The organism is Lysobacter sp. MMG2, from assembly GCF_016735495.2.
Taxonomy (GTDB): Bacteria; Pseudomonadota; Gammaproteobacteria; order Xanthomonadales; family Xanthomonadaceae; genus Lysobacter_J.
Map to the genome: position 1 here is coordinate 281,272 of NZ_JAERQY020000003.1, position 20,271 is coordinate 301,542.

The following is a 20,271-nucleotide window of genomic DNA, read 5'->3' on the forward strand; positions in this document are numbered from 1 at the left end:
CTGCGGGCCCATGGCCCGACCACTTCCAAGGAGATTGACCATGATCCGCAGCAGCCTGTGCCTCGCCGTCCTTGCCCTGTCGCTCGCGGGCTGCGCGTCGACGACGCCGGCAGCGGGTCCTGCGGCGCCCAGTGGTCTGTGCAATGCCGAAGGTGCGCGCTGGGCGATCGGCTCGGCGGTCAACGACGACGTCGTCAACCGCATCCTGCGCGACACCGGCAGCCGCGACGCGCGCGTGCTGCGCCCGGGGCAACCGGCGACGATGGACTTCCGCGAGGATCGCGTGAACGTCGACGTCAACGACCGCGGCGCAATCACCGGCTTACGCTGCGGCTGAGGCAACGGCGCCACGCGCGCCGATCACGGAAACAGCGCATGTCGCGGCATCGTCATTCGATCGTGGTCCTGGCGCTGATCGCGCTGGTCGGCCTGTGGCTGTGGACCAAGCGCGCCGGCGACGGCGAACTGCGCGCGCCGAACGCGCCCGTCGCGACACAGCGCGCGGACGCGGCTTATCCCGCGTTCCTGCCGGCCGAGGCGCACGCGGCGCTCGACCGCATCGCCAGCGGCGCGACGCACCCGTACCGGCAGGACGGCAGCACGTTCCAGAATCGCGAAGGCCACCTGCCACCGCAACCGCGCGGCTACTACCGCGAGTACACGGTGCCCACGCCCGGCGCGGACACGCGCGGTGCGCGCCGCATCATCGCCGGTGGCGATCCGCCGGTGGAGTACTGGTACACCTCGGACCATTACCAGAGCTTCCGCCGCTTCGAATGGTCGCCACCGAAGGACGCGCGATGAACGCCGTGGACCTGCGCAGCATCCTCTCCGACCCCGAACACAGCGGCGCGTATTTCATCGACGAGCGCGACAGCGAGGGCATGGCGCAGACTGCGGACGCGCTCGGCTTCGCGGTGATGCGCGTGGACCTGGCCGGCTGCGAAGGCAAGACTGACCTGATGGCGCGGCTCGCGCAGGCCGGCGGCTTCCCCGACCTGTTCGGCGCGAACTGGGACGCGCTGTCGGACGTGCTGCGCGACATGTCGTGGCGTCCTGCGCCCGGTTACGTATGGCTGGTCGAGAACGCCGGTGCATGGCGCGAGGCCAACAGTGCCGACTTCGACACGCTGCTGGACATCCTCAACGAGGCCGCCTTCGAATGGTCGCGCGAAGAGGTCGCGTTCTGGGCGCTGCTGCCCTTCCCGGGCGATCAGCTGACGACGCTGGAAGACTGAGGCGCGCTGCTGGTTTGCTGGTTTGCTGTTCCCTTCTCCCATCGGGAGAAGGTGCCCTGGACTTGATCCAGGGCGGATGAGGGGGAACGGGGCGGGAACGCATGAACTCTCAGCGCCTCGCCGCACCGGCGCTCCGACTCATTCCCTTCGTTAGCCCTCACCCCAACCCCTCTCCCGGTGGGAGAGGGGCTTTCATCACCGCGCTTCGACCGCTTCGATCGAAGCCGCCGCGGGCACGCGCGCATACCGCCACGCAATGCCCACCGCCACCGCCAGCAGCACGCCGGCGATCAGGAACGGGGCGCCCGGCAGGTGCACCGGTGCGCGCGCATCGATGAAATAGCCGAAGCTGCCGGCGAACACGACCGGGCCGATGATGCCCGCCAGGCTCACCAGGCTCATCAACGCGCCCTGGATGCGGCCCTGCACTTCCGGCCCGACCTGTCGCGTGATCAGCGCCTGCGTCGACGGCGCGGCCAGGCCCCATACGGCGGAGATCGGCAGGCCGATCAGGAACACCCAGCCCACGTCGGCGAACCCGTAGATCGCAAAACCCACCGCACCGCAGGCCAGGCCGAGAATCAGCGCGCGACGCTCGCCCATCGCATGCACGACCTTGCCCACCAGCCCCGCCTGCACGATCACGTTGAGCACGCCGACGATGGCGAGCACGTAGCTCACTTCGCGCGGGCCCCACTGGTACTGGTAGTCGGCGAACAGCACGAACACGCTCGGGTACACGTAATGCGCCAGGTTGGCGATGAACACCACCGCCGCCAGACCGAACACCTGCGGGTAGCGCTTGAGCAGCACCAGCGATCCGAGCGGATTGGCGTGCGACCAGTCGAAGCGCGCGCTGCGGCGCTCCTTCGGCAGCGACTCGGGCAGCACGAACCAGCCGTAGCAGAAGTTCACCAACGCCAGCGCGGCCGCGAACCAGAACGGCAGGCGCAGGTCGATCTCGCCCAGTTGGCCGCCGATCAGCGGCCCGACGATGAAGCCCACGCCGAACGCGGCGCCGAGCAGGCCGTAGCTCTTGGCGCGCTTGTCGGCCGGTGTGATGTCGGCGACGTAGGCGTTGGCCGTGGTGAAACTGGCCGAGGTGATGCCCGAAATGACCCGGCCCACCAGCAACCACGCCAGCGACGGCGCCAGCGCCATGAACACGAAGTCCAGCCCCAGACCCAGGCACGACAGCAGGATCACCGGCCGCCGCCCGAACCGGTCCGACAACGCGCCCTGGATCGGCGAGGTGATGAACTGGATGCCGGCGAACAGGAAGCCGAATGCCGCCACCCAATACGCCGCATGCGCGGTGTCGCCGCCGGCGAACTGCTCGATCAGGTGCGGCAGCACCGGGATGATCAGGCCGAACGAGAGGACGTCGATCAGGATGGTGACGAAGATGAAGGCGAGCGCGGCGCGGCGGCGCGCACCCGTGGCGGGAGCGGTATCGGTCACGAGGGGCCGGGGGCGATCGGGAAGACGGGCAGTTTAGCGCGCTGGCCGCGCGCGCCTCTCTCCGCTGCGTCGACGCATTCCCTCTCGCCTTGCGGCGACCGAAGGGAGTGCAGAGCTGAGAGGAACAACGGCATCGTAGCCCGGGTAAGCGAAGCGCACCCGGGATCGACGTTCCGCAATCCCGCAACGTGCGGGTCCCCGGGTGCGGCCTTCGGCCTTACCCGGGCTACGAAAGGACTGCGTGCGCACCGATCGCGCGAATGGTTTCAACCGTTACCAAACGCCTCCGGATGTCGCGCACCATTCCTCGTCCGATCAATTACTTGTGCCTCCTGACGCGTCCTTGCGCGCGTCGTCCGCAAGACAAATTGCCGCATTGCACAAAGTGTGATTTATTCGGTAGAACCAGGGTGGTGAGGCAGGCCGGACCGCGCGAGCGGACCGTCTTCGTCGTCGCCGGAATCCCCGGTGTGGCGTGTGCCTCAGCCAGGTTCGTTGTCGTGTTTCGCACAGCAACCCAGCGGTGAATCCGCGTTGGAGTGACGATGCAGCAGCAGTACCGTCCCGGCCCAGTCGGTCTCTACGACCCGCGCGATGAGCGCGATGCGTGCGGCTTCGGCCTGATCGCGCAGCTCGACGACGCGCCCAGCCGCGCCATCGTCGATCGCGCGATCGAAGCCCTGGTACGCATGACGCATCGCGGCGGCATCGCCGCCGATGGCCTGAGCGGCGACGGCTGCGGCCTGCTGATCCGCCAGCCGGACGGCTTCCTGCGCGCGCTCGCCCGCGAGGCGAACATCGCGCTCGGCGCGCATTACGCCTCGGGCCTGGTGTTCCTGCCGCACGACGAGGCCGCCGCCGCGCGCGCGCGCGACGAACTGGGCGCGCAGCTGCAACGCGAACGCGTGAGCGTCGCCGGCTGGCGCCAGGTGCCGGTGGACCTGGACGCTTGCGGCGAACTGGCACGGCGCACGATGCCGCGCATCGAGCAGATCTTCGTCAAGCCCGCCGGCGCGTTCGATGCGGCGAGCTTCCAGCGTTCGCTGTTCCTCGCGCGCCGTCGCGCCGAACAGCAGCTGCGCGACCTGCCCGACTTCTATGTCGTCAGCCTGTCCACGGCGAGCATCGGCTACAAGGGCATGGTGCTGCCGAACCGGCTGGCGCAGCTGTATCCGGACCTGCAACGCAGCGACCTGACCGCCAGCGTCGTCGTCTTCCACCAGCGCTTCTCCACCAACACCACGCCGCGCTGGCCGCTGGCGCAGCCGTTCCGCCTGCTCGCCCACAACGGCGAGATCAACACCATCTCCGGCAACCGCGCCTGGGCGCAGGCGCGTGCGCACGTGTGGCGCACGCCGAACCTGGAGCTGACCGAGTTCGACCCGGTCGTCACGCTCGACGGCTCGGACTCGCAGTCGCTCGACAACATGCTCGAACTGCTGCAGGCCGGCGGCATGGACCTGCTCAAGGCGATGCGCATCCTGATCCCGCCGGCGACGCAGTCGCTGGAATACAAGGACGCCGACCTCGCCGCGTTCTACGAGTACTACTCGCTCAACACCGAGCCGTGGGACGGTCCGGCCGGCATCGTCACGGTCGACGGCCGCTACGCGGCGTGCACGCTCGATCGCAACGGCCTGCGCCCGGCGCGCTGGATGCGCACGCGCGATCGCCACTTTCTCATCGCCTCCGAAGCCGGCGTGTGGGAACGCCCGGCGGAGGAGATCGAAGCCAAGGGCAAGCTCGGCCCGGGCGAGATGATCGCGGTCGATCTGTATCTGGGCGAAGTCCTCGACAGCGACGCCATCGACCGCATCAACCGCGCGCGCGCGCCGTACAAGCGCTGGCTCAAGCAGGGCATGACCTACCTGCAGACCGAGCTGATCGATCCCGCGCTGGCCGCCGAACCGTTCGACACCGAAACGCTGACGCGCTTCCAGAAGCTGTTCCAGCTCACCCGCGAGGAACGCGAGCAGGTGCTGCGCCCGCTTGCGGAAACCGAACAGGAAGCCGTCGGCTCGATGGGCGACGACGTGCCGATGGCGGTGCTGAGCCAGCAGGTGCGGCCGCTGTACGACCAGTTCCGCCAGGCGTTCGCGCAGGTGACCAACCCGCCGATCGACCCGCTGCGCGAGGACTGCGTGATGTCGCTGGCGACGCAGCTGGGCCGCGAAGGCAACGTCTTCGTCGACGGTCCGGGCAACGTCAACCACATCCACCTCAACTCGCCGGTGCTGTCGCAGCGCAAGCTGCGGCAGATGCTGGCGATGGAGCAGTACGAACACGCCAACGCGCTGATCCACCTGCATTACGCGCCGGAGGAAGGCCTGAAGGCCGCGATCGAGCGCATCTGCGCCGAAGCCGAAGCCGCCACGCGCGCCGGCAAGGTGCTGCTGGTGCTGAGCGACCGCTATCCCGAACAGGACCGCCTGATGGTGCACGCGCTGCTCGCCACCGGCGCGGTGCACCAGCACCTGGCGCGCGTGGGCCTACGCTGCGAATCCAACCTCATCATCGAGACCGGCACCGCGCGCGATCCGCACCATTTCGCCTGTCTGCTCGGCGTGGGCGCGACGGCGGTGTATCCCTACCTCGCCTATCAGACGCTGCACGACCTGGGCGTGCGCGGCATCCTCAAGACCAAGCACGGGCAGGTCGCGGAGATCGGCCGCAGCTACCGGCGCGGCATCAAGAAGGGCCTGCTGAAGATCATCTCGAAGATGGGCATCAGCACCATCGGCAGTTACCGCGGCGCGCGCCTGTTCGAGATCGTCGGCCTGGACCGCGAAGTCGTCGACCTGTGCTTCGCCGGCACGCCCTCGCGCATCGGCGGCGCGGGCTTCGCTGACCTGCATGCGGATGCGCAGGAACTGGCCGACCACGCCTGGAACGCCAACGCCCTGCCCGCCATCGGCGGCCTGCTCAAGTACACGCCCGGCGGCGAGTACCACCTGTTCAATCCGGACGTGGTGGTGAGCCTGCAACGCGCGGTCGCCACCGGCGAATGGAGCGACTGGCAACGCTACGCGGCGGCGGTGAACGAACGCCCGACCGCGGCACTGCGCGACCTGCTCGAAGTCGACACCTCGAACACGAACGCGATTGCGATCGACGACGTCGAACCGGTCTCGGCAATCGTGCGCCGCTTCGACTCGGCCGCGATGAGCCTGGGCGCGCTGTCGCCCGAGGCGCACGAAGCGCTCGCCATCGCGATGAACCGCCTGGGCGGCCGCAGCAACTCCGGCGAAGGTGGTGAGGATCCGGCGCGTTACGGCACGGACAAGGTGTCCAAGATCAAGCAGATCGCGTCGGGCCGTTTCGGCGTCACGCCGGAGTATCTGGTCAACGCCGAGGTGCTGCAGATCAAGGTCGCGCAGGGCGCCAAGCCCGGCGAAGGCGGCCAGCTGCCGGGCCACAAGGTCAACGAGCTGATTGCGCGCCTGCGTTACGCGACGCCGGGCATCGGCCTGATCTCGCCGCCGCCGCACCACGACATCTATTCCATCGAGGACTTGGCGCAGCTGATCTTCGACCTCAAGCAGGTCAATCCGCAGGCGCTGGTATCGGTGAAGCTGGTCTCGCACGCGGGCGTGGGCACGATCGCCACGGGCGTGGCGAAGGCCGGCGCGGACCTCATCACCGTGTCCGGCCACGACGGCGGCACCGGCGCCAGCCCGCTGTCGTCGATCCGCTACGCCGGCACGCCGTGGGAGCTGGGATTGTCCGAAGCACGCCAGGCGCTGGTGTCCAACGACCTGCGCGAGCGGGTGATCCTGCAAACCGATGGCGGCCTGAAGAGCGGCCTGGACGTGATCAAGGCCGCGCTGCTGGGCGCGGAAAGCTTCGGCTTCGGCACCGCGCCGATGATCGCGCTGGGCTGCAAGTACCTGCGCATCTGCCACCTCAACAACTGCGCGACGGGCGTGGCGACGCAGGACGATGCGCTGCGCCGCGACCACTTCACCGGCCTGCCCGAACGCGTGGAGAACTTCTTCCGCCTGCTCGCCGAGGAAGTGCGCTTCTGGCTCGCGCAGCTGGGCGTGCGCACGCTGGGCGAACTCGTCGGCCGCACCGACCTGCTGCGTCAGCTGGAAGGCGACGGCGACCGTCAGCATGGCCTCGACCTGGCGCCGTTGCTGGCCGGCAGCGGTCTCGCGCACGGCGGCCATTGCGGCGCGCCGCAGCCGACGGCCGATGCGACGGGGCTGGCGGCGCAGCTCGATGTCGATCTGGCGGAGATCATCGCGAACAAGCGCGGCGGCGCCTACACCTACACCATCCGCAACACCGACCGCAGCATCGGCGCGCGGCTGTCCGGCCGGATCGCGCGCGTGCACGGCGATCGCGGCATGAACGACGCGCCGATCGCGCTGCGTTTCGACGGCAGCGCCGGGCAGAGTTTCGGCGCGTTCAACGCCGGTGGCCTGCAGTTCGAACTGCACGGCGAGGCCAACGACTACGTCGGCAAGGGCATGGCGGGCGGCCGTATCGTGATCCGCCCGCCGCACGGCGCGCGCTACACCGCGCACGAGACGCCGATCCTCGGCAACACCTGCCTCTACGGCGCCACCGGCGGCGAGCTTTATGCGGCCGGCCGCGCGGGCGAGCGTTTCGGCGTGCGCAACTCCGGTGCGACGGCGGTCGTCGAAGGCGCGGGCGACCACTGCTGCGAGTACATGACCGGCGGCGTGGTGGCGGTGCTGGGCCGCACGGGTCTGAACTTCGGCGCGGGCTTCACCGGCGGCATGGCGTACGTGCTCGACACCGAGCGCGATTTCGTCGATCGCTACAACCACGAGCTGATCGACATCCTGCGCATCGCCTCCGACGGTTTCGAGAACCACCGCTCGCACCTGCGCGATCTGCTGGAAGCGCACGTGCAACTCACCGGAAGCGTGTGGGCGCGCAAGATCCTCGACGAGATGCGCGACTTCCTCGGCAAGTTCTGGCTGGTGAAGCCGAAGGCGGCGAGCCTGGAATCGCTGGCGGAGAATTTGAGGAGGGCGGCGTGATGTTCAAGAACCGCACTCGCTTTTGCCCCTCCCCCTGCGTGCAGGGGGAGGTTGGGAGGGGGTACGAGGCGCGCCAGCGCCGAGCTCGCCGCGATGCGGCTTCGCGCCCCCTCCCCAACCCTCCCCTGCAAGCAGGGGAGGGCGCTGAGATGCGGAGGAGTCTGTGAGCAAGATGGACAGCAAGAAGCCCGTGTTCGCCTTCCGCGAGACGCCCCGGCAGATGCCGTCGCGCATTCCGCTGGAGCTGCGTCGCAGCGGCGACTGGAGCGAGCTCTACGGCCGCTTCGGCGAGGCCGAGGCGAAGCACCAGGCCAGCCGCTGCCTGGACTGCGGCAATCCGTACTGCAGCTGGAAGTGCCCGCTGCACAACTACATTCCGAACTGGCTGGAGCTGGCGCGCGAAGGCCGGCTGCACGAAGCCGCCGCGCTCGCGCACGAGACCAATCCGCTTCCGGAAATCTGCGGCCGCGTCTGCCCGCAGGACCGCCTGTGCGAAGGCAGCTGCACGCTCAACGACGGCTTCGGCGCGGTCACCATCGGCGCGGTGGAGAAGTACATCGCCGACCGCGCGCTCGCCGAAGGCTGGCGCCCCGATCTGTCCAAAGTGGTCGCGACCGGCAAGCGCGTGGCCGTCGTCGGCGCGGGCCCGGCGGGCCTGTCGTGCGCGGATCGCCTCGCCCGCGCGGGCATCGAGGCGGTGGTGTTCGACCGTTACGAACAGATCGGCGGGCTGCTGCACTTCGGCATTCCCAGCTTCAAACTGGAGAAGTCGGTGCTGCAGACGCGTCGCGAAGTGCTCGAAGGCATGGGCGTGACGTTCCGCCTGGGCGTGGAGATCGGCCGTGATATCGGCATGGATCACCTGCTCGAGGAATTCGACGCCGTGTTCCTCGGCCTGGGCAGCTACCGTTACACCGACGGCGGACTGCCCGGCCAGGACCTGCAGGGCGTGCTGCCGGCGCTGCCGTTCCTGGTGCACAACGGACGTCTGGTGCACGGCGACGACGAAGCGCAAGGCAAGCCCATCGCCGGCTGGGAAGACCGCGTCGCCCTGCCCGACCTGCACGGCAAGCGCGTGGTGGTGCTGGGCGGCGGCGACACCGGCATGGACTGCGTGCGCAGTGCCGTGCGCCTGGGCGCCGCGCGCGTGAGCTGCGCCTACCGTCGCGACGAAGCGAACATGCCCGGCTCCGCGCGCGAAGTCGCCAATGCGCGCGAGGAAGGCGTGCAGTTCCTGTTCAACCGTCAGCCGCTGGAGCTGCTCGGCGAAGACGGACACGTCACCGGCGTGCGCGTGGCCGAGACGCGCCTGGGCGAGCCGGACGAGCGCGGCCGTCGCAATGCCGAAGCGGTGCCCGGCAGCGAGTCGGTGCTGGCGGCGGACGTGGTGATCATCGCGTTCGGCTTCCAGCCCGATCCGCCGGAATGGCTGTCGGCGCAGGGAATCGAGCTGGAAGGCAACGGCCGCATCCGCGTGGCGAATGCGACGGGCGGTTGTGCGTCGCGGCGTTCGGCGTCGGCGGCGCTGCCGTTCCAGACGACGAATCCGCGCGTGTTCGCCGGTGGCGACGGCGTGCGCGGTGCGGACCTGGTCGTGACCGCGGCGTATGAGGGTCGTGAGGCGGCGGTGGGGATTGCGAAGTTGTTGCTGGGGTAACGCGGGGCAGGTTGTATCGGCTCAGCCCGCAGCTTCACCTGGCAACGAACACCGTTCTTCCTGAGCGTAGGTGCCTCAGCACCGAAGTCGAAGGATGGACGGGGCGCAGCCTACACGCGCTCATGCCGATGCTTGCCACGCGCCAAGTCGCCAACGCGCCTCCAATCTCCGTCTACCAACGCCTGTTTCTTCGCGCGACTCCAGCCTTTGATCTGGCGTTCGGCGACCAGCGCCTTCCCGGGTTTCGAATGCCTGCGTGTAGACGAGAACCACGGGGCGGCGCGTCTGGGTGTAGCAGGCGAAGCGGCCTGCGTGGTGCTCGTCGAGGCGTCGTTCGAGATCGTCGGTGTGTCCGATGTAGAAGCTCGCGTCGGCACAGCGAAGGATGTACATCCAGAACATGAGGCTCGTCCTTGAGCTTGCCAGTCCGTCCATCCTTCGACTTCGGCGCTGCGCGCCTACGCTCAGGACGAACGGGGAAGGGCTGCAGGATGGAAGGATGGAAGGATGAAGCGCTCAAGCGCTCAAGCGCTCAAGCGCTCAACGTCAGTATCCTTTCACCGTTCGTCCTGAGCGTAGCGACGAAGTCGCGGAGTCGAAGGATAAACGGGCCGATCGCCTCACGCCGCCAGTCAGCGCGGGCAGCGGACGCCTACCGCCCCGGCCCCACATCGATGAACTGCAAGAACTCCGCCCGCGTCCGCGCATCCTCGCGAAAACTGCCGAGCATCTTCGAAGTGATCATGCTCACGCCACGCTTGTGCACGCCACGCGTGGTCATGCACTCGTGCGAGCCCTCGATCACCACACCGACGCCGCGCGGCTGCAATACGTCCTGGATCACCTGCGCGATCTGCGCCGTCATCTTCTCCTGCACCTGCAGGCGGCGGGCGTAGGTTTCCACCACGCGCGCGAGTTTGCTGATGCCCACCACCTTGCCGTCGGGCAGATAGCCCACGTGCGCCTTGCCGATGATCGGCGCCATGTGGTGCTCGCAGTGGCTTTCGAACTCGATGTCGCGCAGCACGATCATCTCGTCGTAACCCTCGACTTCCTCGAAAGTGCGCTTGAGGTAGTCGGCCGGGTCTTCGGCGTAGCCGCTGAACCAGTCCTGGTAGGCCTTGGCGACGCGCTTGGGCGTGTCGAGCAGCCCTTCGCGCGCCGGATCGTCGCCGGCCCAGCGCAGCAGCGTGCGCACGGCGGCCTCGGCCTGGTCGCGGGTGGGCTTGTCGTCATGCGCCATGGCACGGCCTCGTGATGGGGGACGGAAATGCTACTCCACCCGGCGCGAGCGGAGAAAAAAGACGCCGCCGGGCGGGATGAGGCCACGACGGCGCGAAAGGCTGCGAACAGCCGAGGGTCTGGATCCGAGCAACCGGCGACGCCACGCGTGAGGGAGGGGATCGCGTGACGCCGCCGGCCGTCGGCAGGGGAACGGTCAGCGCGAGGCGACTTCCTCGCGCACTGGAACGCGCGTCGGCCAGCCGCCGGCCAGCGCCTTGTACAGCGCGACCGCGGAACTGGCGCTGCGCGTGCGGCCGTCGGCGAAGGCTTCCTGCGCGTTGAGCTGGGTGCGTTCGGCATCCAGCACTTCGAACAGGTCGGCGGCACCGGCCTCGTAGCGCACGCGCGCCAGGCGCGCGGCGGTGGCGCTGTCGATGGCGGCCTGCTCCAGATGCTGGTCTTCCACGCGCGCACGGGCATAACGGACCAGTGCGTTCTCGGTGTCTTCCAGCGCGAGCAGCACGGACTGCTGGTAGCGCGCCAGTTCGCCGGCGGCGTCGGCATCGGCCGCGGCCATGCGAGCACGCACGCGGCCGATGTCGAGGAACGACCAGTCGATGCCCAGCGCAACGAACCGCGTCTCGCTGTCGCGTTCGAACAGCGCGCTGCTGTCGATCGCCTGGCTGCCGATCAGTCCGCCGAGCGTGAAGCGCGGGAACAGGTCGGCCGTCGCCACGCCGATGCGTGCCGTGGCCGCATGCAGGCGGTGTTCGGCGGCGATCACGTCGGGGCGGTGGCGCAGCAGTTCGCCGGGCGAACCCGGATCCAGCCGCGACGGCAACGCCGGCAGCGGCTGCACGGGCGTGAGCTCGGCGATCAGCGCGTCGGGCGTCTGTCCGGTGAGCACGGCCAGGCGATGCATCGTCACCGCGACCTGCGCTTCCAGCGCCGGCACACGTGCGAGCGTGGCCTCCAGCTGCGCGCGGGCGCGAGACGTGTCGAACTCCGTGCCGCGACCGGCGTCGAAGCGCGCGTTCACCAGGCGCAGCGTTTCGCGCTGGTTCTCGGCGTTGTTTTGGGCGACGCGCAGGCGTTCCTGCAGGCCGCGCAGTTCGACATAGCTGCGCGCGACCTCGCCGACGATGGCGACCTGCAACGCGTCCAGGTCCGACGCGGTGGCCCAGGCTTCCGCGCGCTGCGATTCCACGCCACGGCGCACGCGGCCGAACACGTCCAGCTCCCAGCTGACGTCGGCCTGCACGCTGTAGCTTTCGCCGTCGCGATTGTTGCGCGATACGCCCGGCGCCTGGTCGGCGCTGGCGCGCGAGTCGCTGGCGGTGGCGCTGGCCGTCACGGTCGGGAACCGATCGAGCTTGGCGTTGCGCAGCAGTGCGTTCGCGCGGTCGTAGCTGGCCAGCGCGATGCGCAGGTCGTGGTTGGCGGCCAGCGAATCCTCGACCAGCCGCGTCAGCAGCGGGTCGTTGAAACTGCGCCAGAACTCGTCGTCGGCCTGCGGCGCGGGCACCTGGCTCGATGGCGTATTGCCCGACGAGGTGTCGCCCGACGGCGCCTGCGCCGTGGACGATTCGACGCCGGTGGCGATGTCCACCGCGCGCGCATCCGCGGCGGCTTCATCGCGCGCGAACTTCGCGGGCGTGTCGATGTTCGGCCGCACGTAGTCGGGGCCGACGGCGCACGCGGCGAGCAGTGCCGCCGCGACGCCGAGCGTGAGGGAGCGGATCACCATGGCAGCGTTTCTCCGAGGTAGACGAAGCCGCCGGTGCGGCCGTTGTCGTCCAGCAGCGCCATCTCGACGCTGGTCTTCGCGCCGGTGGGCACGTCGATCTCGCCTTCGCCGGCGTTCATGTCGGTCTTCACGTAACCCGGATGCACGGCGTTGACCTTGATCGGCGTATCGCGCAGTTCGTACGCCAGGTGCACGGCGTAGGAGTTGATGGCGCTCTTGGATGCGTTGTAGGCGGGGATGATCTTGAAGTCGTAGATCGGCGAGGCCGGGTCGCTGTGCGCGGTGAGCGAGGCGAGCAGGCTGGAGACGATGACGATGCGCGCGGCCGGCGCCTTCTGCAGCAGCGGCAGCAAGGCGTTGGTCGTGGCGACCACGCCGAAGACGTTGGTGTCGAAGGTCTCGCGCCACGCGGTGAGCGACTGCTGCGACGGCTTCGTCAGGCTGCGGTCTTCGGCGATGACGCCGGCGTTGTTGACGAGGATGTCGAGCTTGCCGTGCTTGCGTTCGACTTCCGCGACGGCGGCACCAATGCTGGCTTCGTCGGTGACATCCAGCACGATGGCTTCGACCGGCAGGCCTTCGCCCTGCAGCTTCAGCGCGGCGTCGACGGCCTTGGCGCGATCGCGACCGGCCAGCAGCGTGTGCACGCCGGCCTGGGCGAGCTGGCGCACGGTTTCGAAACCGATGCCACGCGTGCCGCCGGTGACGAGGGCGACCTTGGAACCGTTGGAGGATGAAGCGGACATGGGGAACTCCTGTGGGGATCGCGCGGTGTGCGCGGAATTCGATGCCGGCACGGCGTTGGGCCGTGCCGGCGGTTGCGGATCAGAGGTGGGTGGACGCGTGCGCGACGGCGTGCGATTCGACGGTGGACGGGCCGTGGCTCACCAGCGGGCGGTTCGCCAGCTTGCGCAGCGCGACGTAGAACACCGGCGTCAGGAACAGGCCGAACAGCGTCACGCCGATCATTCCGGAGAACACGGTGATGCCCGTGGCCTGGCGGACTTCGGCGCCGGCGCCGTGCGAGAGCACCAGCGGCACGGTGCCGGCGATGAACGCGATGGACGTCATCACGATCGGACGCAGACGCAGGCGGCAGGCTTCCAGCGCGGCTTCGACGATGCCCTTACCCTGCATTTCCAGCTCGCGGGCGAACTCGACGATCAGGATCGCGTTCTTGCACGCCAGGCCCATCAGCACCACCAGCCCCACCTGCACGAACACGTTGTTGTCGCCGGTCAGGTAGACGCCCAACAGTGCGGAGAGCATGCACATCGGCACGATCAGGATCACCGCCAGCGGCAGCGTCCAGCTTTCGTACAGCGCCGCCAGCACGAGGAACGCGAGCAGCACGGCCAGCGGGAAGACGATCAGCGCCGCCTTGCCCTGCGTGGCCTGCTGGTAGCTCAGGTCCGTCCACTCGATGTCCATGCCGTTGGGCAGCACCTTCTGCGCCAGCTCTTCCAGCTTCACCATCGCCTGCGCGGACGAGAGCTGGTTGACGTCGGCTTCGCCCAGGATGTCCGCGGCCGGATAGCCGTTGTAGCGGATCACCGGATCGGGGCCGAACGTCTCGGTCACCTTCACCATCGAACCGATCGGCACCATCTCGCCGCGATCGTTGCGCGTGCGCAGGTTGGCGATGTCCTCGACGCTGTCGCGGAACGGGCCATCGGCCTGCGCCACGACCTGCCAGGTGCGGCCGAACATGTTGAAGTCGTTGACGTACGCCGAACCCAGGTAGGTCTGCAGCGTGTCGAACAGCTCCGTCAGCGGCACACCCTGCGCCTTGGCCTTCACGCGGTCGACCTCGGCGTCGAGCTGCGGCACGTTGGCCTGGTAGCTCGAGTTCGGGAAGCCCAGCCCCGGCGTCTGCGAACCGGCGCCCTGGAAAGCCTGCACCGCGCTCTGCAACGCGCCGTAGCCCAGATTGCCGCGGTCCTCGATGTAGAGCGAGTAGCCCGAACCGTTGCCCAGGCCCTGGATCGGCGGCGGCTGCAGCGAGAAGGCGAAGCCGTCCTGGATGCCGCTGATCTTCGCGCTGAGTTCGGCGTTGATCTCCTCGGCGCTGCGGTTGCGCTGGCCGAAGGGCTTGAGGTTGATGAAGGTCACGCCGTAGTTGGGCGTGTTGCTGAACTGCAACGGATTCAGGCCCGGGAAGGCGACGTCGTTCTGCACGCCTTCGATGGACATGGCGATCTCGCCGATCTTCTTCAGCGCCGCATCGGTGCGTTCGATGGAGGAACCTTCCGGCATTTTGATGCCGGCGATGAGGTAGCTCTTGTCCTGCACCGGCACGAAGCCGCGCGGCACGAGCTGGAACATCAGGCCCGTGGCCAGCAGCAGGCCGGCGTACACCACGAACACCGCGCCGCGACGGCCCAGCACCTTGCTCACGCCGTTCTGGTAACGCTCCGCGGCGGTGCCGAAGAAGCGGTTGAACGGGCGGAATATCCAGCCGAAGCCACGTTCGATGAAGCGGCTCAGTGCATCCTTCGGCGCGCCGTGCGGCTTGAGCAGGCGTGCGGCCAACGCCGGCGAGAGCGTCAGCGAGTTGATCGCCGAGATCACCGTGGAGATGGCGATCGTCACCGCGAACTGCTTGTAGAACTGGCCGGTCACGCCCGACAGGAACGCCATCGGCACGAACACGGCGCACAGCACCAGCGCGATGGCGATGATCGGGCCGGACACTTCCTTCATCGCCAAGTGCGCGGCCTCAAGCGGTGTGTGGCCGTCCTCGATGTGGCGCTCGACGTTCTCCACCACGACGATGGCGTCGTCCACCACGATGCCGATCGCCAGCACCAGGCCGAACAAAGTCAGCGTGTTGATCGAGAAGCCCAGCAGATAGAGCGCGGCGAACGTGCCCACCACCGACACCGGCACGGCGATCAACGGAATGATCGAGGCGCGCCAGGTCTGCAGGAACAGGATCACCACCAGCACCACCAGCAGCGTGGCTTCCAGCAGCGTGGTCACGACCGACTTGATCGAGTCGCGCACGAAGATGGTGGTGTCGTAGATCGACTTGTATTCGATGCCCGGCGGGAAGCGCTTGGCGGCTTCGTCCATGCGACGGATGACCTCGTCGCGGATCTGCAACGCGTTGGCGCCCGGCGCCTGGAAGATGCCGATGGCCGCGGCGTTCTGGCCGTCCAGGCGCGCGCGCATCGTGTAGTCGCCGGCGGCGAGTTCGATGCGGGCCACGTCGGACAGGCGCACGACTTCACCGTCGTTGCCGCCCTTGAGCACGATGTTGCCGAACTCTTCCGGCTTCTCGAGTCGGCCGCGCGCATTGATCAGCGTGAGGAATTCCGACTTGTTCGGCATGGGCTCGGCGCCGAGCTGGCCGGCGGACACCTGGATGTTCTGCTCGCGCACGGCGCGCAGGACGTCGCTGGCGGTCATGCCGCGCGCGGCGACCTTGTCCGGGTCGAGCCAGATGCGCATGGCGTAATCGCCGCCGCCGAAGGGCTGCGCTTCGCCGACGCCGGGGATGCTGGCGAGCTGGTCCTTCACGTGCAGGCGCAGGTAGTTGCGCAGGTACAGCGTGTCGTACTTGCCGCTGGGCGAGGTGAGATGCACGACCATCAGGAAGACGGGCGACTGCTTCTGCGTCGTCACGCCCTGTCGCCGCACGTCCTCGGGCAGTCGCGCGAGCGCCTGGCTGACGCGGTTCTGCACGCGCACCGTGGCCTCGTCCGCGTTCACTTCCGGGCGGAAGGTGACGGTGATCGACAGCACGCCGTCGGAGCTGGCGACCGACTTGACGTACATCAGGCCTTCCACGCCGCGGATGGATTCCTCCAGCGGCGTGGCGACGGTTTCGGCGATGACCTTCGGGTTCGCGCCCGGGTAGACGGTGCGAACGACCACCGAAGGCGGCACGACTTCGGGGTATTCGCCGATCGGCAGCAGCGGGATCGAGATCAGGCCGGCGGCGAAGATCACGATCGACAGCACTGCCGCGAAGATCGGCCGGTCGATGAAGAACTTGGAAAAGTCCATGTGGGGTTCCTTGTGCGGCGGCTTCAAAACGATGTGTTCAGGCCGCAGCGGTCCTGGGCGATGCGTCACGGCGCATCGCCGATTGGGTTCTGCTTTGTCCCCCTCCTCTGCTCACAGGGGAGGGTTGGGGAGGGGTCGCGAGCCGCATCGCGGCGAGCTCGGCGCTATCGCGCCTCAACCCCCTCCCAACCTCCCCCTGCGAGCAGGGGGAGGGGCAGTCATGTCATGCCGTTACTTCATCGCTACTTGCGGCTGCGGTGCCGGCGCGCCCATCGCGATCACCTTCGGCTGCACCGGCATGCCCGGGAAGAAGACCTTCTGCACGCCGTGCACGATCACCTTGTCCGACGGCGCCAGGCCCGAGGTCACCACGCGCAGGCCATCGATCATCGGCCCGAGCTTGATGTCCTTGCGCGTGGCGGCGTTCTTCTCGCCCAGCACGTAGACGTACTTGCGGTCCTGATCGGTCAGTACGGCCTTGTCGTCGACCAGCATCGCCTTGAACTGCCCGGTGCCCTGCAACTGCACGCGTGCGTACAGGCCCGGCGTGAACATGCGGTCCGGGTTCTTCAGCACGGCGCGGGCGCGGATGGTGCCCGTGCTCGGATCAACCTGGTTGTCAACGAAGTCCACCGTGCCTTCATGCGGATAGCCCTGCTCGGTGGCCAGGCCGACGCGCACCGGGTTCTGCGTCGCCGCGCGCTCGCCCTTGCGGGCCAGTTCCTGGTAACGCAGGAAGCTCTGCTCGTCGCTTTCGAAGTAAACGAACACCGGGTCCTGCGAGACGACCGTGGTCAGCAGCGTGGTGTCGGCGCTGGCGAGGTTGCCCTCGGTCACCAGCGCGCGACCGGCGCGGCCGTCGATCGGCGAACGCACCGTGGCGAACTGCAGGTCCAGGCGCGCATTGTCGAGGGCGGCTTCGGCGGCGCGCACGGCGGCATTGCCCTGCGTGCTGGCGGCGCGGCGGGTTTCGAACTCCTCGCGCGAGATGGCCTTGGCTTCCACCAGCGTCTGCGCGCGCTTGTCCTGCATCTGCGCGAGGCGGGCCTCGGCGCGGGCGCGCTCGACGTCGGCTTCGGCCTGCGACAGGCGCGCCTTGTACGGGCGCGGATCGATGACGAAGAGCACATCGCCCTTCTTCACTTCCTGCCCTTCCTTGTACGCCACCTGGTGGACGTAGCCGGACACGCGCGGACGCAGCTCGACCGTCTCGATCGCGGTGACGCGACCGGTGAACTCATCCCAGCGACTGACGTCCTTGTTGAGCACCTGCGCCACGCTGACTTCCGGCGGCGGCGGCATGCCGGCGCCCGGGTCGGCCTGGCTGCTGCACGCGGTGGCGATGGCGGCCATCAACAGGCCTGTCGCCAGAGCGAGGTAGGGAATCCCGGTATACGACCGGGCCAATTCTTTCCGTGGGGAGGTCATGTCGAACGTTCCTGGTTGTTGTTATCTGTTGAGATCAGGTTCCTGAGCAGCGTGCGCGCGTCCTGTAGACAGCGTGATGGCAGCAGTCCTGCCTGCGCGCTCGGCGGCGCGGTCGCGTCGCCAGGCTCGGGGTCCTGTTGAATCGTCGAATCAGCGGACGCCGGATCGACATCCGCCGCGTCCATCGGCAACGGCAACGCCGTCACTTCGGAAAAGTTCACGACCGCCTGCGCCGGCTGCACGCCCTCGGGCTCGACCAGCGCCAGCGCGCGCTGGCCGACCGCGAGCGCGCTGGGCCACTGTTCGCAGGCGTGGGCGCGATTGAGTTCGGTGCACACGGGGCTGTCGATCGCCAGCAACTGCACGCGCACGCCGATCGTGCGGGCTTCCTCGTGCAGCACGCGCGCGAGCATGCGCAGCGCGGCGGTGGCGATGGAGCGGTGGCCGTAACCGGCCCACGGGCGATCCGCGCCCGGCCCGCCGATCAATACATAGGTGCCGGTGCGTCCGGCTTCGGACAGCAACGGCAGCAGGTGCCGCGCGGCGGCGAGGTGCGGGAGCAGGTCGTCGTCGAGCGTCTGGCGCAGGAACGCCGCCGGATGATCGAGCAGCCGCCCGCGCGTGTCGCTGCCGCACACGGCGGCCACGACACCGCCGATGGGGCGGCCCAGCTTGCGCAGGTCGCGCGCCAGGCGTTCGCCGTCGCCGTCGCTGCTGATCGAGCCGGCGACGACGCCGAGGTCGGCATCGGGGAACTTGCCGCGCAGGCACTGCAGGCCGGCCTTGTCGCGGGCGACCGCGATCACCGGCCGGCCGCTGGCCAGCGCGGCCTCGACCACGCCGCGGCCGACGCCACCGGTCGCGCCGAGCACGACGACGGCGGCGCGGGCGATGCGGCGGCTCTGGGCCGTGTTCTGGGCCGATGCCTTGGCGGCGGGCGTCTTCATTATCGGCCCCAATGTCCCGAATCCGGGATTTTTACTCCCGTGAGCGGGACGGTCTCCGGACGGGTCGCGGCGCGCAGGCCGGCGCTGACCACCGGCAGGACCAGCATCGCGCCGGGCAGCGCCAGCACGAACGCCAGCACCCAGGCGAGCAGCCAGAACTCGTCCGGACCGGCCGCCAGCCCCTGCTGGAGGGCGATCAGGGCAACGCCGACCAGGATCGCCATGGCGATCAGCATGACCGGCAGAAAGGCATATCGGGCTTGGCGGGGGGTGAGCATGGCGGCGGGGGTCGGGGGAGCGTGGGGCAGAGATTAGGCTTGCAATCGGCACTTGATTAGTCCGATTTGGAGGGAATAATTGTCCCGTCATCGGTCCAAATGCGACCGGGCGGTTTGCCCGGTCCGTCTGCCCTCCCCGTCCGCGCCCAAGGAACCCCCCACATGGCCCGCGATCTCAACGACACCCTGATCTTCGTGAAGGTGGTCGAGCACGGAAGTTTCATTTCCGCCGCCCGCGCCCTGCAGCTGCCCAAGACCACCGTCAGCCGCAAGGTCCAGGAACTGGAAACCCGCCTCGGCGCGCAGCTGCTGCATCGCACGACGCGCAAGCTCGGCCTCACCGAAGCCGGCAACATCTACTTCGAACATTGCCAGCGCATCTCGCGCGAACTGGACGAAGCCGAAAGCGCCGTCGGCCAGTTGCAGGGCGGCCCGCGCGGCTGGCTGCGCTTCACCGCGCCCTACTCCGTCGGCATCACCTGGATCGCGCCGCTGCTGGGCGAGTTCCATGCGCGCCATCCCGAACTGCGCGTGGACATGGTGCTGACCAACGAACAGCTCGACATCATCGACAAGGAGCTGGACGTCGCCCTGCGCGTGGGCAACCTGCCCGACTCCAACCTCATCGCGCGCAAGCTGGCCACGTTCCGCACGCAGGTCTACGCCAGCCCGAGCTACATCGCGCGCCACGGCGAGCCGCTGCATCCGGACGATCTGGTGCACCACCGCACCGTGGCGATGCAGAAGTCGCGCCGCAACGGTCAGTACTTCTGGTCGCTCAACGACGGCACGCGCACGGTGGACTATCGCGTCGATCCGGTGCTGGTCGCCAACGATCCCGGCCCGCTCAGCGGTGCGCTGCTGTGCGGCGAAGGCCTGATGCTCGCCGCCGACGTCACCGTGAAGGCGTATGCCGAGCAGGGTTACGTGCAGCGCGTGCTCGCCGGCTGGACCGGCCCGGACTACGAGTTCAACGCGGTGTTCCCCCGCGGTCGCGTGCAGTCACCGAAGGTGCGCGCGTTCGTCGACTTCCTGGTCGAGCGCCTGAACTTCGACGCCGACTACATGCAGGTGCTCTGCCCGAACGTGCGTGCGCGCTACAAGGCGGCGGAGAAGTCCGCAGCCGATGCGATCAACGCCGAGTTGGCGAAGGTCGCCCAGCAGCCCGCAGCCGCGGCCGCAGCAAAGGCCAAGCGCAAGGCGAAGGCGGAAGAGCCTGTGGCGGCTGATGCGCATGAGGAAGAAGAGGATTGATTCCGCCCCCTTCG

Annotated in this window: 15 protein-coding genes; 6 read left to right on the top strand and 9 right to left on the bottom strand. The window is 68.5% G+C overall.

Annotated features, from left to right (window positions below):
• Positions 1-40: 40 nt before the first annotated feature.
• From JI752_RS13205 to JI752_RS13215, 3 genes are read left to right on the top strand one after another with little or no spacing between them, the layout of a single operon-like run.
• On the top strand, positions 41-337 hold the full coding sequence (locus tag JI752_RS13205) for an I78 family peptidase inhibitor (protein ID WP_216964797.1): 297 nt from the start codon (positions 41-43) through the stop codon (positions 335-337).
• 38 nt (positions 338-375) lie between these two features.
• The gene (locus JI752_RS13210) at positions 376-804 is read left to right on the top strand and encodes a ribonuclease domain-containing protein (protein WP_216964799.1); all 429 of its coding nucleotides are present in this window, start codon (positions 376-378) and stop codon (positions 802-804) included.
• The gene (locus JI752_RS13215) at positions 801-1,238 is read left to right on the top strand and encodes a barstar family protein (RefSeq protein WP_254200766.1); all 438 of its coding nucleotides are present in this window, start codon (positions 801-803) and stop codon (positions 1,236-1,238) included. Before JI752_RS13210 ends, JI752_RS13215 begins: the two co-directional genes overlap by 4 nt.
• 195 nt (positions 1,239-1,433) lie before the next feature.
• Here the strand turns inward: JI752_RS13215 and JI752_RS13220 are convergent, their stop codons facing one another.
• The gene (locus tag JI752_RS13220; RefSeq protein ID WP_216964801.1) at positions 1,434-2,699 is read right to left on the bottom strand and encodes a TCR/Tet family MFS transporter; all 1,266 of its coding nucleotides are present in this window, start codon (positions 2,697-2,699) and stop codon (positions 1,434-1,436) included.
• 545 nt (positions 2,700-3,244) lie between these two features.
• Here JI752_RS13220 and gltB point away from each other — a divergent pair.
• Entirely contained in the window at positions 3,245-7,711 is a 4,467-nt protein-coding gene (gene gltB, locus JI752_RS13225; RefSeq protein ID WP_216964803.1) for a glutamate synthase large subunit, read from the top strand.
• Between the two features lie 172 nt (positions 7,712-7,883).
• Positions 7,884-9,368, top strand: coding sequence for an FAD-dependent oxidoreductase (locus tag JI752_RS13230; protein ID WP_216965381.1), 1,485 nt, complete (start codon positions 7,884-7,886; stop codon positions 9,366-9,368).
• 120 nt (positions 9,369-9,488) lie between these two features.
• Here JI752_RS13230 and JI752_RS13235 read toward each other — a convergent pair whose 3' ends face one another.
• From JI752_RS13235 to JI752_RS13270, 8 genes are all read right to left on the bottom strand, one after another.
• Complete coding sequence (locus JI752_RS13235) at positions 9,489-9,770, bottom strand: GIY-YIG nuclease family protein (RefSeq protein ID WP_254200767.1); 282 nt, start codon at positions 9,768-9,770, stop codon at positions 9,489-9,491.
• Between the two features lie 250 nt (positions 9,771-10,020).
• On the bottom strand, positions 10,021-10,611 hold the full coding sequence (gene folE, locus JI752_RS13240) for a GTP cyclohydrolase I FolE (RefSeq protein ID WP_216964805.1): 591 nt from the start codon (positions 10,609-10,611) through the stop codon (positions 10,021-10,023).
• A 195-nt stretch (positions 10,612-10,806) separates the two neighbouring features.
• The gene (locus tag JI752_RS13245; RefSeq protein WP_216964807.1) at positions 10,807-12,339 is read right to left on the bottom strand and encodes an efflux transporter outer membrane subunit; all 1,533 of its coding nucleotides are present in this window, start codon (positions 12,337-12,339) and stop codon (positions 10,807-10,809) included.
• Positions 12,333-13,085, bottom strand: coding sequence for an SDR family oxidoreductase (locus tag JI752_RS13250; protein ID WP_216964809.1), 753 nt, complete (start codon positions 13,083-13,085; stop codon positions 12,333-12,335). The genes JI752_RS13245 and JI752_RS13250 overlap by 7 nt, the downstream gene beginning before the upstream one ends.
• A 79-nt stretch (positions 13,086-13,164) precedes the next feature.
• Complete coding sequence (locus JI752_RS13255; protein ID WP_216964811.1) at positions 13,165-16,350, bottom strand: multidrug efflux RND transporter permease subunit; 3,186 nt, start codon at positions 16,348-16,350, stop codon at positions 13,165-13,167.
• A 231-nt stretch (positions 16,351-16,581) separates the two neighbouring features.
• Positions 16,582-17,703, bottom strand: a complete 1,122-nt coding sequence (locus tag JI752_RS13260) for an efflux RND transporter periplasmic adaptor subunit (RefSeq protein WP_254200770.1) — start codon at positions 17,701-17,703, stop codon at positions 16,582-16,584.
• 71 nt (positions 17,704-17,774) lie between these two features.
• Positions 17,775-18,725 (bottom strand): SDR family oxidoreductase, encoded by a 951-nt coding sequence (locus tag JI752_RS13265; protein ID WP_216964815.1) that lies wholly within the window; start codon positions 18,723-18,725, stop codon positions 17,775-17,777.
• Positions 18,725-19,003, bottom strand: coding sequence for a hypothetical protein (locus JI752_RS13270; RefSeq protein WP_216964816.1), 279 nt, complete (start codon positions 19,001-19,003; stop codon positions 18,725-18,727). The genes JI752_RS13265 and JI752_RS13270 overlap by 1 nt, the downstream gene beginning before the upstream one ends.
• Before the next feature lie 162 nt (positions 19,004-19,165).
• Between JI752_RS13270 and JI752_RS13275 the strand changes: the two genes are divergently transcribed.
• Positions 19,166-20,257 (top strand): LysR family transcriptional regulator, encoded by a 1,092-nt coding sequence (locus JI752_RS13275; RefSeq protein WP_216964819.1) that lies wholly within the window; start codon positions 19,166-19,168, stop codon positions 20,255-20,257.
• Positions 20,258-20,271 lie beyond the last annotated feature (14 nt).

Excerpts from the sequence above, each read along its gene's own strand:
- folE (WP_216964805.1), bottom strand. The coding sequence starts at position 10,611 with ATGGCGCATGACGACAAGCCCACCCGCGACCAGGCCGAGGCCGCCGTG.
- JI752_RS13245 (WP_216964807.1), bottom strand. The coding sequence starts at position 12,339 with ATGGTGATCCGCTCCCTCACGCTCGGCGTCGCGGCGGCACTGCTCGCC.
- gltB (WP_216964803.1), top strand. The coding sequence starts at position 3,245 with ATGCAGCAGCAGTACCGTCCCGGCCCAGTCGGTCTCTACGACCCGCGC.
- JI752_RS13215 (WP_254200766.1), top strand. The coding sequence starts at position 801 with ATGAACGCCGTGGACCTGCGCAGCATCCTCTCCGACCCCGAACACAGC.
- JI752_RS13255 (WP_216964811.1), bottom strand. The coding sequence starts at position 16,350 with ATGGACTTTTCCAAGTTCTTCATCGACCGGCCGATCTTCGCGGCAGTG.
- JI752_RS13210 (WP_216964799.1), top strand. The coding sequence starts at position 376 with ATGTCGCGGCATCGTCATTCGATCGTGGTCCTGGCGCTGATCGCGCTG.
- JI752_RS13270 (WP_216964816.1), bottom strand. The coding sequence starts at position 19,003 with ATGCTCACCCCCCGCCAAGCCCGATATGCCTTTCTGCCGGTCATGCTG.
- JI752_RS13205 (WP_216964797.1), top strand. The coding sequence starts at position 41 with ATGATCCGCAGCAGCCTGTGCCTCGCCGTCCTTGCCCTGTCGCTCGCG.
- JI752_RS13250 (WP_216964809.1), bottom strand. The coding sequence starts at position 13,085 with ATGTCCGCTTCATCCTCCAACGGTTCCAAGGTCGCCCTCGTCACCGGC.
- JI752_RS13260 (WP_254200770.1), bottom strand. The coding sequence starts at position 17,703 with ATGGCCGCCATCGCCACCGCGTGCAGCAGCCAGGCCGACCCGGGCGCC.
- JI752_RS13235 (WP_254200767.1), bottom strand. The coding sequence starts at position 9,770 with ATGTTCTGGATGTACATCCTTCGCTGTGCCGACGCGAGCTTCTACATC.
- JI752_RS13230 (WP_216965381.1), top strand. The coding sequence starts at position 7,884 with ATGGACAGCAAGAAGCCCGTGTTCGCCTTCCGCGAGACGCCCCGGCAG.
- JI752_RS13265 (WP_216964815.1), bottom strand. The coding sequence starts at position 18,725 with ATGAAGACGCCCGCCGCCAAGGCATCGGCCCAGAACACGGCCCAGAGC.
- JI752_RS13275 (WP_216964819.1), top strand. The coding sequence starts at position 19,166 with ATGGCCCGCGATCTCAACGACACCCTGATCTTCGTGAAGGTGGTCGAG.